Consider the following 15,131-nt stretch of genomic DNA (forward strand, 5'->3'; position numbering starts at 1 on the left):
CCGCTCGTTAAGCAAGCCCGGGGATACTTGCAAGCTCGGCGTGATCGCGGGGGACGTGCATGGAGCGTGCGGAGGGGATGCCCGCGTCGGCATCGACAGGCCTGACGACGGCCAAGGGGCAGCGCCCGCGCGTCGCCATCGTCGGCGGCACGCCTTCCGCCGCGATGGTCGCCGCCGTGCTTTGCCAGCAGTTCGGCTGCTCGACGATCAGCACGCCGACCGGCGAGTCGGTGCTGGCGCTTCTGCGCCGCGATACGCCCGTCGATCTCGTGGTCATCGATCTTTCGGTCGCCGACATGGATGGCATCGTCGCGGTGCAACTGATCCGCGCCATGGGCGCCCGCGGCGCCCTGCCGGTCGTGGCTCTCGCCGGCGACCGCTCCGAGGTCGCCAACAACCGGGCCCGCGCCGCCGGCTTCAGCGGCGCCGTGGTCAAGCCGTACTCGCCGCGCGAGCTTTACGCCGCGATGCAGGCGGCGCTCGGCAAGGCCTCTGCCGCCGGCGCCACGGGCTGAAGCACGGTGTTCCAGCAAGGATGAACCCTCCCCTTGTGGAGGGTCAAAACGCCGAAGGCGATTTGGGGAGGGATGTGCCTCGTCTTACCCCTGACGCCGGCAGCTACTCGTGCCGCAACGCTTCGATCGGATCGAGCCGCGCCGCCCGCCGCGCCGGGAAGTATCCGAACGCCACGCCGACCAGCGCCGAGAAGACGAACGCGATCGCGACGATCGTCGGGTTGAAGATGAACGGCACCGAGAGGAACCGACCGCCGATGGCGGCGAGGCCAAGACCCAGCGCGATGCCGAGCACGCCGCCGAACAGCGACAGCACCACCGCCTCGACCAGGAACTGCAGCAGCACCTGACGCGCCTGCGCACCGATGGCGAGGCGGATGCCGATCTCGCGCGTCCGCTCGGTCACCGACACCAGCATGATGTTCATGATGCCGATACCGCCGACCAGCAGGCTGACGCCGGCGACCGCCGACAGCAGCCCCGTGAGCACGCCGGAGATCGACGTCAGCATCGACGCGATCTGCGCCATGTCCTGCACCGAGAAATTATCGCGGTCGTCCGGCCCGACCTGGCGGCGCTCGCGCAGCAGGTCCTCGATCGACGCCTGCACGTCGCTGGTCGTGTAGGCCGGATCGACCGACACGTACATCATCTGGATATCGGGATGGCCGGCGATGCGCCGCTGCACGGCCTTCAGCGGCATCACGATCAGGTCGTCCTGATCCTGCCCGAAGCCGGAGTTGCCCTTGGCAGCCAGCACGCCGATCACCTTGCAGGCGATGGCGCGCAGCCGGATCGTCTCGCCGACCGGATCGCTGCCCTGAAACAGCGCCTGGCTGGTGGTCGCGCCGAGGATGCACGACGCGCTGCCCGCCTGGATCTCGCTGTCGGTGAAGGTGCGGCCAAGCACAACATCCCAGTCGCGCGCGACGAAATAGCGGTTGTCCGTGCCGATCACCTGCTGCGCATGATTGATGTTGCCCGATATGGCGGTCAGGTTCCGCGACAGCATCGGCGCCGCGACGGCGACGCCGGCGATCTCGTTCTCGACGGCATCGACATCCTTGGCATCGAAGTTGCGGCTGTCGGCGGTGGCGCTCGCCGGTCCGAAACCGGCCTGCCCGGCACGCACCATCAGGATGTTCGACCCAAGCTTGGCGACGTCCGACGTCACCTGCGCGCTCGTCCCCTGCCCGAGCGTCACCATGACGATGACGGCGGCAACGCCGATCACCACGCCGAGCACGGTGAGGATGGACCGCAGCACGTTGCGGCGGATGGTCCGGATCGACAGCTTCAGCGTCTCATAAAGCATCTCACGCCGCCTCCACATGCGACCCGTCAACGGCAATGTGCCCGTCGACGAAGCGGATGACGCGCTGGGCGTATTCCGCCATATCGGGCTCGTGCGTCACCATCACGATGGTGATGCCCTCGCTGCGGTTGAGGTCGGTGAGCAGGTTCATCACGTCGCGGCTGGTCGCCGAATCGAGGTTGCCGGTCGGTTCGTCGGCGAGCATCACCTGCGGCTGTGCCGCGATGGCGCGCGCGATCGCGACGCGCTGCTGCTGCCCGCCGGAAAGTTCGTTCGGATCGTGGTGGGCGCGCTGCGCCAGCCCGACCTTGGTCAGCGCCGCCAGCGCCAGCTTCTTGCGCTCGCCCGCCGGCACACCGCGATACATCAGCGGCATCTCGACATTCTCCAGCGCCGAGGTGCGCGGCAAGAGGTTGAAGCCCTGGAATACGAAGCCGAGGTAGTAGCGCCGGAGCATCGCCTGCTGGTCGCGCGAAAGATCGCCGACCGGCGAGCCCATGAATTCGTACGACCCGCCGGTCGGCGTATCGAGGCAGCCGAGAATGTTCATCGCGGTCGATTTGCCCGAGCCCGACGGCCCCATCACTGCGACGAACTCGCCGCGCTCGATGGTGAGATCGACGCCCTTGAGCGCCGCCACGGCGGCATCGCCGGCGCCGTAAATCTTGGTGACGCCGCGAAAGCGGATGAGCGGCGCGGCCATCTCTAGCTCGCCGCCCGCGAACCGGTAACGACGCGATCGCCTTCCTTGAGGTCGCCGGAAACTATCGCCGTCCGCGTGCCGTCGGTGACGCCGGTCTTGACGTGCACCGCCACCGGCGCGCCCTCGCGCAACACGTAGATGGTGCGCTCGCTGGTGTCGCCCGTCGGCGTCACGGTCGTGCGCGTGCGCTGGCCGCCGGGCCCACCGGAGGGCAGCAGCAGACCAAGCAGCCCGCCGCTGCGCTGGCGCTGCGCCGCCACCGGCGCCGCCGGCGGCGTGTAGCGCAGCGCCGCATTCGGCACGAGCAGCGTGTCGGTGACGTGATCGACGGTGATCTCCGCCGTCGCGGTCATTCCCGGGCGCAGCGACAAGTCGGTGTTGTCGACCGTCAGGATCGCCTTGTAGGTCACGACGCCCTCGACCGTCGCCGGCGAGTAGCGCACCTGCGAGATGGTCGCCGGAAACTGGCGGTTGGAATACGCCTCGACCGTGAAGCTGGCCTTGTCGCCTTCCGCCACCTTGCCGACGTCGGCCTCGTCGATGTCGACCTGCAACTGCATCTTGGTCAGGTCCTCGGCGAGCGTAAACAGGATCGGCGCCTGCAGCGAGGAGGCCACCGTCTGCCCCGGCTCGACGGCGCGCGACAGCACGATGCCGTCGATCGGCGACACGATCTTCGCCTTGCTGAGATCAGCCTGCGCGATGGAGGCGTTAGCCTGCGCGATCTTAAGATTGGCGTTGGAGGACGCCAGCGCCGCAGTGGCGCGATCCGCGGCGGCCTTCGCCGACTCGGCCGAGCCAGCGGAGGTCAGGCCTTTCTCGGCGAGCGGTGCGTTACGCGCATAGGCGGCGGACGTTTCGTCCACCGTCGCCTGCGCCTGCAGCACGTCGGCCTGCCGTGCCGTCAGAGTGGCCTGCGACAGCGCCACTGCCGACTCGAGATTGTCGGTGTTGAGCGTGGCGAGCGTAGCGCCCTTGGCGACATGGTCGTTGAAGTCGGCATCGACGGTCGCGACCGTCCCCGACAATTCGCTCGAGATATCGACCTGGTTGGTCGGCTGCACCGTGCCGGTCGCGGTCACCGTTACGGTGAGGTCGCCCTTGGTCACCGGCACCGCGGCGTAGACCACGGCGCGCGTCGTCGAGTGCGACGCCGACCACGCATAAGCGCCGCCGGCAGCGATCAGGACGACGACGGCGCCCACGATCCACCGCCGCCAGCGCCGCGAGGGCGCGCCGGCGTTGAGCACGGAGGCGATGTCGGGCGCGGCGGCCAAATTCCCGGCGGGCGCGGTTTCGGGCGATTTCTGGAGCATGGTGCTCTCTACATAGGGATCGTGGACGCGGTTCACACGCATCCAATCACCAATTCCTACGGCGGAAACATTACGATTCCGACAGGTTTCGCCGCGAAACAGACGCGATTGCTACCCGATCCGCCCGTCGCGCAGGCGGCCGAGCGCGGCGTTGAACTCGGCGCCAAAAATCATCAGGACCGCCACGACGTAGAGGAAGAACATCGCCGTCACGACGCCGGCGAGGCCGGCGTAGGTCGCCGCGTAGTTGGCGAAGGTGCGCAGATAGATCGCGAAGATCCACGCCGACAACAGCCACGCGACCAGCGTCGCCACGATCCCGGGCCACAGGTAGCGCGCCGAGGGCCGGCCCGCCGGCAGCCAGAGGTGCGCGCCGAGCAACGCGCCGATGACGAGGATGCTGGTAACGGCGGCGCCGAGCAGCGCGAACTGGGCGGCAAACTGCTGCAGCGCCGGCAGCCCGGCGGTAAACACGCCGAAGCCCGCGATGAGCAGGAACACCACCGTCCCGATCAGCACGAAGACGAGGCTCTGCGCCCGCCGGAAAAATATCGAGCGCCGGTCGATGACGCGGTACGCGCGGTTGAGCGCGGTGCGCGCCGCCTCGACGCCGTTGGACGCGAGATAGAGCGCAACCACCGCCGAGATGGTGAGGAGGTTACCGTGGATCGGCACCAGCACGCGCCGCACCTCGGCCGCGATCGGGTTGGCGACCTCAGCGGGCCACGCCGCGAACACGATCTCGGCGACGCGGTTGGCGAGGCTCGCCTCGCCGAGCGTGCCGGCAAACGCCGCCACGAAAATCAGGAACGGGAATAGCGCCATCAGCGCCGACAGCGCGACGTGGCTCGCCATCGCCCAGCCGTCGTCGGCGTTGAAATGATTGAACGCATCCCAGAAGACCGCCCACGCGCGGCGCGCGACCCCCTCCCCGCCGACGTTCATCACGCTGTCGCCCGCCTCCGCTCGACTTTGGTAAACGATACGCGATTCTTGGCCGCCGCGGGCAATTCGCGGCCATTTCCGAGGCAGGCGGAGAGGCGGAACGGCGCGGAAAAGCGCTTGCGCCCGCCCGGCGGTTTCGGCCAAGGTCGCCCGCGCGGCAGGCTTTCCGGGGGTTGGTGCACTGATGCTTGATTCCACGCCGCGCGCCATCGAAGCGAGCGACGGCAAGACCAGACGGGCGATGCCACGGTCCATATTGATCACCGGCTGCTCGTCGGGCATCGGCTATCATTCGGCAAAGGCGTTGAAGGAGCGGGGCTGGCGCGTGTTCGCCGCCTGCCGCCGGCAGCCGGATTGCGACCGCCTCGCCACGGAAGGCTTCGAGACCGTGCGGCTGGACTATGCCGAGCCGGCGTCGATCGCCGCCGCGGTCGCCGAGGTGCTCGCCTCCACCGGCGGCACGCTCGACGCGCTGTTCAACAACGGCGCCTACAGCCACCCCGGCGCGATCGAGGACGTCTCGGCCGATCACCTCCGCGCCGTGCTGGAGACCAACGTCGTCGGCTGGTACGACCTCATCCGCCGCGTCCTGCCCGTCATGCGCAAGCAGGGGCACGGCCGCATCGTCAACTGCTCCTCGGTGCTGGGCTTCGTCGCGGTCAGGTTCACCGGCGCCTACAGCGCCTCGAAATACGCCGTCGAGGCGCTGTCCGACACGCTGCGGCTCGAGCTCGCCGGCACCGGCATCTACGTCTGCCTGCTCCAGCCCGGCCCAATCCACAGCCGCATGCTGGAAAACGCGCGCATGCGCTTCCTCGAGACGACCGACATCCGCAACTCGCCGTTCCTGGAAGACTACCGCCGCGAAATCTCGCGCCTCAACGGCGGTCCGGAATCGTTCACCTTCAAGCGCGGTCCGGATGCGATCGTGCGTCCGTTGATTCACGCGCTGGAAAGCGGATCGCCGCGCGCGCGTTATCGCGTGACGATCCCAAGCCAGGTCGGCGCCGCATTGAAGCGGCTGCTGCCGACGCGACTGCTCGATCTGGTGCTGATAAGGCAGCGGTAGGTCCCACCCACTCACAGACGCTTGTTAGTCACCTCTCCCTGAGGGAGAGGGCCATGAGCCTTAGTGAGCGCAGCGAACTTAGGCGAATGGGGTGAGGGGTTAGGGACAGGAGTTATGAGCGATGGGTCCCTAACCCCTCACCCTTTCTCGCTAGGCTCGCTTCGCTCACCAAGCTCGAAAGCCCTCTCCCTCCAGGGAGAGGTGACCAACGGGGCGGCGCTCAACTCGGATCGGCGCTACACCGGCCGCCCGACACCCAGCCCGCCATCGGCAAACACCGTCTGCCCGGTCACGTAACTCGCCTCGTCCGACGCGAGAAACGCGATGACGCTGGCGATCTCCTCCGCCCGACCCACCCGGCCGAGCGGCACCGCGCGTTCCGTTCGCCTGAGCTCCGTCGGGTTCGACTGGAACTCCGCGTTCATCGGCGTCATCACCGCACCGGGACCGACCGCGTTGATGCGGATGCCGTTGCGGGCGTAGCGCAGCGCCAGCGCGCGCGTCATGCCCGTGATGCCTGCCTTCGACATGACGTAGGCGATCGCGTCGTCGTTGACCGGCGTGTCGGCCTGGATCGACGACGTCGTCACGATCGCGCCTGGCCGCTCGTTGTCGAGGAAATGCTGGATCGCCGCCTGCGCGCACAGGAACGCGCCGCGGAGATTCACCGCCATGACGCGGTCGTAGTCGGCGATCGCCGCTTCGTGCGGCTGGTGCGTGACCTTGATGCCGGCATTGTTGACCAGGATGTCGAGGCCCTCGAGCGCCTGCACGACGCCGGCGAACAGCGAATCGACGGCGTCCTCGTCGGAGACATCGGCCGGCGCCAGCACGTGGCCGCCATCCGGGCTGATGCGCGTCAGTTCCTCGATCAGCGCCTCGGCCGGCTCCGGGTCGCCGATGTAGTTGACCGCGACGCTGGCGCCTTCCTCGGCGAAGCGGATAGCCGTGGCGCGGCCGATGCCCGTCGCCGCCCCGGTGATCAGCACCCGCTTGCCCTTGAGCCCGCGCATGGCCCGCCTCCCTCGCCGCAAACGATGCGCGCTGCGGCTTCAAACGGCAAGACGCAACGCCCGGAATATGGCTATATGGGCGAAACTTTCCGCAGCTTTCCGGCCTTCCGACGATGTCGAATATCCTCGAATACATCACCCCGTTTGCCGTCGGCGCGGTTGCCATCGTGCTGGTTCTGGGCCTCGTCAACATGATGCGCGGCGGCTCGCCGACCCGCTCGCAGAAGCTGATGCGCCTGCGCGTGCTGCTCCAGTTCATCGCCGTCGTGATCGGCATGACGGCGCTGTATTTCTCGTCGCGCTGATGGTCGTCCTCAACCGCATCTACACGCGCACCGGCGACGACGGCACCAGCGCGCTGGCAACCGGCGAGCGCCGGCTGAAGTCCGATCTCCGCTTCGCCGCCATCGGCACCATCGACGAACTCAACGCCCACGTCGGCCAGGCGCGCCTCCATCGCGAGGCGATCGGCGAGACGCGCGACGCGATGCTCGCCGCGATCCAGAACGACCTGTTCGACCTCGGCGCCGATCTCGCCACGCCCGAGAAGGTCGGCGCCCGCGAGCGCCTGCGCATCGTCGCGTCCCAGGTCGAGCGGCTGGAGCGCGAGATCGATGCCATGAACGAGGCGCTGAATCCCCTCACCTCGTTCGTGCTGCCGGGCGGCACGCCGACTGCCGCCGCTCTCCACCTCTGCCGCACCGTCGCGCGCCGCGCCGAGCGGCTGATGGTCGAGCTGGCGGCAAAGGAGACCGTGAACCCCGAGGCGGTCCACTACATCAACCGCCTCTCCGATTTCTTCTTCGTCGCCGCCCGCGTGATGAACGACAACGGCGCCGCCGATGTCCTCTGGGTGCCCGGCAAGAACCGCTGATCGACAGGCGAGCGCGTGGCGTTCATCCCCCTCTACGACACCAATCCGCTCCGCCGCATCCGCTGGCCGTATATCTGCTGGGGTTTCATTGCCCTCAACATCGTTGTCTATTTCTTCTTCGAGGACGGCTCGTTCTCGCGGGAGCCGATGAACGCCTCGGCGACCGACTTCGGCCTGGTGCCGGCCTACTTCAACCTCGCCGTTGGCCGCGCCATCGACCTCACCTCGATCCCCGATCTCCTGACGCTCATCACCTACTCGTTCCTGCACGCCGATTTCTGGCACCTTGCCGGCAACCTCATCTTCCTCTGGGTCTTCGGCGATAACGTCGAGGATGCCCTCGGCCACTTCCGCTATTTCATCTTCTATCTGTTATGCGCCGCCGCTGCCGGCTACGGCTTCGTCCTCTCCGACCCGCTGTCCGAGGCGCCGGTGATCGGCGCGTCGGGCGCCGTGGCCGGCAACATCGCCGCCTACGTACTGCTCTACCCGCGCGCCAAAGTCTGGATTCTCGTGCTGTTCCGCCTGCCGCTGCGCCTGCGCGTCGAATGGGTGCTGGGCTTCTGGATCCTGTTCCAGATCTATTCCGCCTTCGCCGGCGGTGACGCAGAAGTTGCATGGTGGGCCCACATCGGCGGACTTGCGGCCGGCGCCCTTCTCGTGCTCGTCATGCGCCAGAAGGGCGTGCCGCTGTTTGCCGCGGCGCTGCCCGAGCATCCGAAGAAGGCGGCGGCAGGAGAGCCGGCGCCGGCAGAGCAGGAACGGATCGAGCCGCCACGCGTCGATCCGAGGGGACCGTGGGCATGAAGATTCTTGTTGGCGTGAAGCGCGTCGTCGACTTCAACGTAAAGGTTCGCGTTAAGGCCGACGGCAGCGGCGTCGATCTCGCCAACGTCAAAATGGCGATGAACCCGTTCGACGAGATCGCCGTCGAGGAGGCGCTGCGCCTGAAGGAAGCCGGCGTTGCGACCGAGGTCGTCGCCGTCTCGGTCGGCGAGGCAGGCGCCGCGGAAACCATCCGCGCCGGCCTCGCGATGGGCGCCGACCGCGGTATCCTGGTCAAGGCCGAGGGCCGGCTCGAGCCGCTGGCCGTGGCGAAGGCGCTTGCCGCAGTCGCCGCAAAGGAACAGCCCGGCCTGATAATTCTCGGCAAGCAGGCGATCGACGACGACGCCAACCAGACCGGCCAGATGCTGTCCGCGCTGCTGTCGTGGCCTGTCGCCACCTTCGCCTCGAAGATCGCGATTGCCGACGGCGCCGCCACCGTCACCCGCGAAGTCGATGGCGGTCACGAGACGGTGCGCCTGACGCTGCCGGCGGTCGTCACCGCCGACCTCCGCCTCAACCAGCCGCGCTACGCCTCGCTGCCCAACATCATGAAGGCGAAGAAGAAGCCGCTGGAGGAGATGACCGCTGCCGACCTCGGCGTCGATACCAAGCCGCGCCTGACCGTGGTCAAGGTCAGCGAGCCGCCCGGCCGCCGCGCCGGCGCGAGAGTAGCCTCCGTCGCCGAACTGGTCGCCAAGCTGAAGGACGCCGGAGCGATATGACCCCGCGCCTATCCGATCAGCGCGCGCCCGGCGGCGACGAACCACGCGATCATCGCGACATAGAACAGCCGCTCGAGCAGGCCGAAAATGGCGCGCGCCGGCGGCCACAGAAGGCACAGCAGGAGCAGCGCGACCGTCACGTAGAGCGCCCAGCCGAACCACGGCGATACGCCTGGATAGCCGTTGGCGGCAATCGCGACGGAGGCGAAAGCGACGATCGCCAATGCGCCATGGATGCGCCCGGTGGCCGTGGTTGGAATGGCGACGCCGACGTCGGTCGGGAACCACGCGATGGCGACGCGCGCCACGGCGAACAGCACCAGCAGCACGATGGCGACCGGCGGCGCGGCCGATACGCCGGCGAGGGCCGCCAGAACCAGCGCCAGCGCCGCGATCGAGACACCGGCGACGCCCGCCCAGTACCATCGCCGGTGCGGACCGGCGCCGTAATCGCTGACCGGATCGTGCAGCGGGTTCTTGTCCGTCGCGACGAAGTGCACGCCGCCGATCGCGACCAGCGTCACCAGCGCGCCAACGATGGCGACGCCGCCAAGCGTGGTGGAATAAGCCAAGGCACGCCCCTCATTTCCCTTCGCGCACCATACCACAAAGACGCGAACGCATTTCTCGCCGGAGCCAACCTGTGACGACCCTGCTGCTCGCCGAACACGACAATGGCTCCATCAAGGAGGCCACCGCCCGCGCCCTCACCGCCGCCCTCGCGTTGGGCAGCGACGTCCACGTGCTCGTCGCCGGCAAGGACTGCGCGGCGGCCGCGACGGCCGCGACCAAGCTCGCCGGCGTCGCCAACGTGCTTCACGCCGATGGCGACTCGCTCGCCAACCAGTTGCCCGAGCCGCTGTCCGCGCTGATCGTCTCGCTGGCGCAGCACTACGACGCACTGGTCGCGCCCGCGACCGCCACCGGCAAGACCGTGATGCCCAGAGTCGCCGCGCTGCTTGACGTGATGCAGGTGTCCGAGATCGTGAAGGTGATCGCGCCGAACACCTTCGAGCGCCCGATCTACGCCGGCAACGCCATCGAGACCGTGACCTCCAACGACGCGAAACGCGTCGTCACCGTGCGCGCCGCTGCGTTCGCCGCGGCCGGCGACGGCGGCAACGCGCCGATCGAGACGGTGCCCGCGCCGGAAGCCTCGGCGCAGTCGACGTTCGTCGGCGCCGAGCTCACCCGCTCCACCCGCCCCGAGCTGACCTCGGCGCGCATCGTCATTTCCGGCGGCCGCGCCTTCCAGTCGTCGGAAAACTTCAAGAAATATCTCGAGCCGATCGCCGAGAAGCTGAAAGCCGCCATCGGCGCCTCGCGCGCCGCGGTCGACGCCGGCTACGCCCCGAACGAGCTGCAGGTCGGGCAGACCGGCAAGATCGTCGCCCCCGATCTGTACATCGCGGTCGGCATCTCGGGCGCCATTCAGCACCTCGCCGGCATGAAGGAAGCGAAGATCATCGTGGCGATCAACAAGGATCCCGACGCCCCGATCTTCGCCATCGCCGACTATGGTTTGGTCGGCGATCTTTACGAAATACTGCCCGAGCTGGAGCGCGCCCTTTGACGGCGAAGCATCCGCGGACGACAATGGGAACATCATGACCACACTGCATAAAATCGGCGTCATCGGCGCCGGCCAGATGGGCAGCGGCATCGCGCAGGTGTGCGCCGTCGCCGGCTACGACGTGCAGATCAACGACGTCGGCGGCGAGCGCATCAAGGCGGCCATCGCCAATATCGACGCCAACCTCGGCCGCCTGGTCGCCGGCGGTAAGATGACCGAGGCGGAGCGCAAGGCGGCCATGGCGCACGTCTCCGCCGCGCCGGGCTACGATTCTTTCGGCGACGCCGATCTCGTCATCGAGGCGGCAGTCGAGGACCAGCAGGTCAAGAGCCAGATCCTCCGCCACGTCTCATCGTCGCTGAAGCCGGAGGCGCTGCTCGCCACCAACACCTCGTCGATCTCGATCACGCGGCTCGCCGCCGCCACCGACCGCCCGGAAAAATTCATCGGCATCCATTTCATGAATCCGGTGCCGAGGATGGAGCTCGTCGAGATCATCCGCGGCATCGCCACCGCCGACGCGACCTTCGCCACGGCCAAGGAATTCACCACCCGCCTCGGCAAGACCGCGACGCTCGCGGAAGATTTCCCCGCCTTCATCGTCAACCGCATCCTGCTGCCGATGATCAACGAGGCGATCTACGCGCTGCACGAAGGCGTCGGCACAGTCGATGCGATCGACACCGCCATGCGCCTCGGCGCCCACCATCCGATGGGCCCGCTGCAGCTTGCCGACTTCATCGGCCTCGATACGTGCCTGTCGATCATGCAGGTGCTGCATGAGGGCCTTGCGGATTCGAAGTACCGGCCCTGCCCGCTACTGGTGAAGTACGTCGAGGCCGGCTGGCTCGGCCGGAAATCGGGCCGCGGCTTCTACGACTACCGCGGCGAGAAACCCGTACCGACGCGGTAGCGTTAACGCCGCCTTATCGCTGTTCGCGAAAAGGCAGGCTCGCGCCAACACCTGTTCGTAACGATCTGAGCCCAACGTCCGCTGCAGTAATTCACTAGGTCGCGCGCCTTCACGCCGGCCGACGCCGGCGGTCACGCGAAGGCCATGAATCTCGATATCCAGACATTGACGTGGGTCGGCGCCTTCGTGGCGCTGCTCGCCGGTTTACTGCTGCTGGTGGCGTGGACGCAGATCGCGCGCGCCCCTGCCCTGTTGTGGTGGGCTGCCGCCAACTTTGCCGCTGCCGCCGGCATCGCCCTCATCGCCGTCGGCCACACCGTGGCCTCGCACACCGTCGTCCTCGGCGGCGTCGCGCTTATCGTTTTCGGTCCGGCCCTGGTCTGGGGCGGCACGCGCCGCTTCGCCTCGCGGTCGATACCGCCGGCGTTGCTGTTCGGCGGGCTGGTCGCGTGGCTGCTCGTCATCTTCGTGCCGCTGCCGGAGACCGACTACTTCATCCGCACCGCGTTCGGCTTCGTTCCGGCCATCGTCTACCTGTGGGCCTCGGCCCATGAACTGTGGCGTGGCCGCCGCGAGATGCTGCCCGCCCGCTGGGCGCTGATCGCGATGTTCGCCCTCCACGGAGTGACTTTCCTCGGCGGCGTCTTCGACACGATCGCCGGCCGCTTCACCGCCGGCGCACTGCCCGTGCTGGCGACCTGGTTCGGCCTGATCAGCTTCGAAAGCCTGATTTATTCGATGGGCACGGCCGTCTTCATGGCGATCCTCGTCAAGGAGCGTAGCGAGATGCAGATCGTGCTCGCCAGCCGCAAGGATTCGCTGACCGGCATCGCCAACCGCGGCGCCCTGCTCGACGGCAGCAAGCGCCTGCTCGAGCGCTGCCGCCAGGAAGGCGCGTCGTTCTCCCTCATCATGTTCGACCTCGACCACTTCAAGTGGGTCAACGACACCTACGGCCACGCCGCCGGCGACGAGGTCATCCGCGTCTTCTCGCAGACGACCCAGGGCATCCTCCGCCCCAACGATCTTTTCGGCCGCCTCGGCGGCGAGGAATTCGTCGTCGTCCTGCCGCGCGCCACCATCGAGGCGGCCTACGTCATCGCCGACCGCATCCGCGCCGGCTTCGCCGCGACGGCGGTGATCATCGGCGACGAGCCGGTCAAGGTGACGGCGAGCGCCGGCGTCGCCAGCGCGACGTCGTCGGCCATGACGCTCGATGCCATCATGAAAATTGCCGATGGTTGCCTCTACAGGGCCAAGGAACTCGGCCGCAATCGCGTCGAGCGTCCGGCAAAAACCGACGCCGAGCCCACCGCCGGGACCAACGTCATCCGCGTCGCGTAAGCTTAAGAAAACGTTGACGAATTCGTTAGGTTTGCAGGCAACGCGCTAACGTGAATTCAGTGTGCGCCGCGTATGGTGCAGCCAATCGAAGAGGCGGCCGTGCGGAGCCGCCCAAGGTTGCGAGGCGCGTTGATCCCCATGACGATCGACTTTCCGACCCTTATGGTTGCGGGCAGCTTCGTGTCCGCCATCAGCGGCGTCTTCCTGATCTTCGCCTGGCTGCAGACCGATCGCGCCCACGGCATGCTGTGGTGGGCCGCCGCCGATCTCGTGCTCGCCACCGCGATTCCCATCATGGCCTCGCCGACGCTCACCCCCGGCGAGCCGCCGCTGGTTGTCGCCATCACGCTGCTCAACATCAGCCCGGCCCTCATCTGGGCCTCGGCCCGCGCGGTCAACAACCGCCGCGTCGACTTCTCCATCGTCGGCGCCGGCGCCGTGCTCTGGCTGGTCGCCTATGCCATGCCGCTGGTGCGCGCCGAGACGCGCATCCAGGTCGCGCTCAACCTCGGAATCGTCGCCGTGTTTCTCTTCGCCGCCGCCTACGAGTTCTGGCGGGGCCGCGACGAGAAGCTGATGAGCCGCTGGCCGCTGGTCGTCCTGCTCGGCCTGCACGCCACCTTCTCGGCCGGCGCCGCCTTCGCCGCGATCTCAGGCGGCATGGCCCCGGCCGGCGTCGCCGTGCTCTACGGCTGGTTCGGCTTCGTCCACCTCGAGACGCTGGCCTTCGTCGTCGGCACCTCGATCTTCACCGTCGCCATGGCGCGTGAGCGCAACGAGATCGTGCACAAGATCGCCGCCTCGACCGACGGCCTCACCGGCGTCGCCACCCGCCGCGCCTTCTACGACCGCGGCGAGACGCTGGTCGCCGATGCCGCGCGTCAGGACTCGGCGCTGGCGATCATCCTCTTCGACCTCGACGCCTTCAAGAAGATCAACGACACCTTCGGCCACGGCCCGGGCGACGAGGTGTTGAAACGGTTTGGTGCGGCGGCCCTGAAGACGCTCCGTTCGTCCGATCTCATCGGCCGCCTCGGCGGCGAGGAGTTCGGCGCCATCCTGCCCGGCGCCAGCGTCGGCGCCGCCTACATCGCCGCCGAACGCATCCGCGTCGCCTTCGCCGATGCCTGCGCGCGGCTGAACGACGGCGCCATCAAGGCCACCGTCAGCGCCGGCATCGCCCAGGCCCAGACCGGTTCGACGCTCGACTCGCTCGTCCAGGCGGCCGACCTCGCCCTCTACCGCGCCAAGCTGCAGGGCCGCGACCGCGTCGAGGTCGCCGAGAAGAACGACGTGCCGGTCGAGGATCACGCCTCCGAGGCGCTGAAGGTCGCCTAGCCGGACGACGCAGGCGGCGGCAGCGCCGCCTGTATCAGCGCCCGTGCATCGGCCGAGTCCCATTCGGCCGGCCCCTCGACGATCCCGATGCGGCATCCCTTGCCGTCGATCAGCAGCGTGGTCGGAAGCCCGATCGCCAGGCCGCGTTTCTTGAGGTCGTTGAACACGCCCATCGTCGCATCGGAGTAGAGCGGCAGATTGTGGACGCCGATTTCCGCCATGAAATCCTTTGCCCGCTCCGGATTCTGCACGTCGAGATTGATAGTCGCGACCGAGAAATCCTTGCCGCCCGCCGCCGCCTGCAGCCGGTCCAGCGCCGGCATCTCGGCCCGGCACGGCACGCACCATGTCGCCCACAGATTGACCAGCACGACCTTGCCGGAAAGCGCGGCCAGCGTCGTCGGCGCCCCCTCCGGCGTCTTGAACGTGAGGTCCCCGAAACTCTCCGGCGCCGTCGCCACGCGGAACGCCGCCACCTCGCCCTTGGCGAACGGCGCCACCCGCGCCGCGGCGGCCACGGCGTCGGCGCAGAGCGCCGCCACCGCCGGGTCGCCGTTGCCAGCCCCCGACCCTCTGACATATACCCCCGCCGTCCCGGCAACGATGCCGGCCACGGCGGCCAGCGCCAGGATCGTCAAGCCGCGGCGTCTGCCTGAAGTCATT

17 protein-coding genes are annotated in these 15,131 nt (G+C 68.0%); 10 read left to right on the forward strand and 7 right to left on the reverse strand.

Annotation, left to right across the window (positions count from 1 at the left end; genetic code table 11):
• Positions 1-77 precede the first annotated feature (77 nt).
• Positions 78-515 (forward strand): response regulator, encoded by a 438-nt coding sequence (locus WDM94_15280; GenBank protein ID MEJ0013937.1) that lies wholly within the window; start codon positions 78-80, stop codon positions 513-515.
• Between the two features lie 103 nt (positions 516-618).
• On the opposite strand, the gene WDM94_15285 is transcribed toward WDM94_15280, so the two are convergent.
• The 4 genes from WDM94_15285 to WDM94_15300 form a co-directional block, all read right to left on the reverse strand.
• Positions 619-1,830 carry an ABC transporter permease gene (locus WDM94_15285; protein MEJ0013938.1) on the reverse strand — a complete coding sequence of 404 codons (1,212 nt, stop codon included), beginning with the start codon at positions 1,828-1,830 and terminating at the stop codon, positions 619-621.
• Between the two features lies 1 nt (position 1,831).
• On the reverse strand, positions 1,832-2,533 hold the full coding sequence (locus tag WDM94_15290; GenBank protein ID MEJ0013939.1) for an ABC transporter ATP-binding protein: 702 nt from the start codon (positions 2,531-2,533) through the stop codon (positions 1,832-1,834).
• A 2-nt stretch (positions 2,534-2,535) separates the two neighbouring features.
• The gene (locus tag WDM94_15295) at positions 2,536-3,849 is read right to left on the reverse strand and encodes an efflux RND transporter periplasmic adaptor subunit (protein MEJ0013940.1); all 1,314 of its coding nucleotides are present in this window, start codon (positions 3,847-3,849) and stop codon (positions 2,536-2,538) included.
• Between the two features lie 111 nt (positions 3,850-3,960).
• Positions 3,961-4,794, reverse strand: coding sequence for a YihY/virulence factor BrkB family protein (locus WDM94_15300; GenBank protein ID MEJ0013941.1), 834 nt, complete (start codon positions 4,792-4,794; stop codon positions 3,961-3,963).
• 184 nt (positions 4,795-4,978) lie between these two features.
• On the opposite strand from WDM94_15300, the gene WDM94_15305 reads away from it, so the two are divergent.
• Entirely contained in the window at positions 4,979-5,863 is an 885-nt protein-coding gene (locus tag WDM94_15305; GenBank protein ID MEJ0013942.1) for an SDR family NAD(P)-dependent oxidoreductase, read from the forward strand.
• Between the two features lie 236 nt (positions 5,864-6,099).
• On the opposite strand, the gene WDM94_15310 is transcribed toward WDM94_15305, so the two are convergent.
• On the reverse strand, positions 6,100-6,876 hold the full coding sequence (locus tag WDM94_15310; protein ID MEJ0013943.1) for an SDR family oxidoreductase: 777 nt from the start codon (positions 6,874-6,876) through the stop codon (positions 6,100-6,102).
• 113 nt (positions 6,877-6,989) lie between these two features.
• Here WDM94_15310 and WDM94_15315 point away from each other — a divergent pair, with 113 nt between their 5' ends.
• The 4 genes from WDM94_15315 to WDM94_15330 are packed head-to-tail and all read left to right on the forward strand — an operon-like array spanning position 6,990 to position 9,300.
• Positions 6,990-7,181, forward strand: coding sequence for a twin transmembrane helix small protein (locus tag WDM94_15315; protein ID MEJ0013944.1), 192 nt, complete (start codon positions 6,990-6,992; stop codon positions 7,179-7,181).
• On the forward strand, positions 7,181-7,750 hold the full coding sequence (locus WDM94_15320) for a cob(I)yrinic acid a,c-diamide adenosyltransferase (GenBank protein MEJ0013945.1): 570 nt from the start codon (positions 7,181-7,183) through the stop codon (positions 7,748-7,750). The genes WDM94_15315 and WDM94_15320 overlap by 1 nt, the downstream gene beginning before the upstream one ends.
• Positions 7,751-7,765: 15 nt before the next feature.
• On the forward strand, positions 7,766-8,557 hold the full coding sequence (locus tag WDM94_15325) for a rhomboid family intramembrane serine protease (protein ID MEJ0013946.1): 792 nt from the start codon (positions 7,766-7,768) through the stop codon (positions 8,555-8,557).
• Positions 8,554-9,300, forward strand: coding sequence for an electron transfer flavoprotein subunit beta/FixA family protein (locus tag WDM94_15330; protein MEJ0013947.1), 747 nt, complete (start codon positions 8,554-8,556; stop codon positions 9,298-9,300). Before WDM94_15325 ends, WDM94_15330 begins: the two co-directional genes overlap by 4 nt.
• Positions 9,301-9,308: 8 nt before the next feature.
• Here the strand turns inward: WDM94_15330 and WDM94_15335 are convergent, their stop codons facing one another.
• On the reverse strand, positions 9,309-9,872 hold the full coding sequence (locus WDM94_15335) for a DUF998 domain-containing protein (protein MEJ0013948.1): 564 nt from the start codon (positions 9,870-9,872) through the stop codon (positions 9,309-9,311).
• Positions 9,873-9,943: 71 nt separating this feature from the next.
• Between WDM94_15335 and WDM94_15340 the strand changes: the two genes are divergently transcribed.
• From WDM94_15340 to WDM94_15355, 4 genes are all read left to right on the forward strand, one after another.
• Positions 9,944-10,873: an FAD-binding protein gene (locus WDM94_15340; protein ID MEJ0013949.1), complete on the forward strand. Its 930-nt coding sequence runs from the start codon at positions 9,944-9,946 to the stop codon at positions 10,871-10,873.
• 34 nt (positions 10,874-10,907) lie between these two features.
• Positions 10,908-11,786 carry a 3-hydroxybutyryl-CoA dehydrogenase gene (locus WDM94_15345; protein ID MEJ0013950.1) on the forward strand — a complete coding sequence of 293 codons (879 nt, stop codon included), beginning with the start codon at positions 10,908-10,910 and terminating at the stop codon, positions 11,784-11,786.
• 144 nt (positions 11,787-11,930) lie between these two features.
• Complete coding sequence (locus WDM94_15350; protein ID MEJ0013951.1) at positions 11,931-13,130, forward strand: GGDEF domain-containing protein; 1,200 nt, start codon at positions 11,931-11,933, stop codon at positions 13,128-13,130.
• 138 nt (positions 13,131-13,268) lie between these two features.
• A complete protein-coding gene (locus WDM94_15355; GenBank protein ID MEJ0013952.1) occupies positions 13,269-14,468 on the forward strand; it encodes a GGDEF domain-containing protein in 1,200 nt (399 codons plus the stop codon).
• Here the strand turns inward: WDM94_15355 and WDM94_15360 are convergent.
• Positions 14,465-15,130 carry a TlpA disulfide reductase family protein gene (locus WDM94_15360; protein ID MEJ0013953.1) on the reverse strand — a complete coding sequence of 222 codons (666 nt, stop codon included), beginning with the start codon at positions 15,128-15,130 and terminating at the stop codon, positions 14,465-14,467. The two genes, WDM94_15355 and WDM94_15360, sit on opposite strands and share 4 nt — an antisense overlap.
• Position 15,131: the final 1 nt, after the last annotated feature.

Source organism: Bauldia sp., assembly GCA_037200845.1.
Classification (GTDB): domain Bacteria; phylum Pseudomonadota; class Alphaproteobacteria; order Rhizobiales; family Kaistiaceae; genus DASZQY01.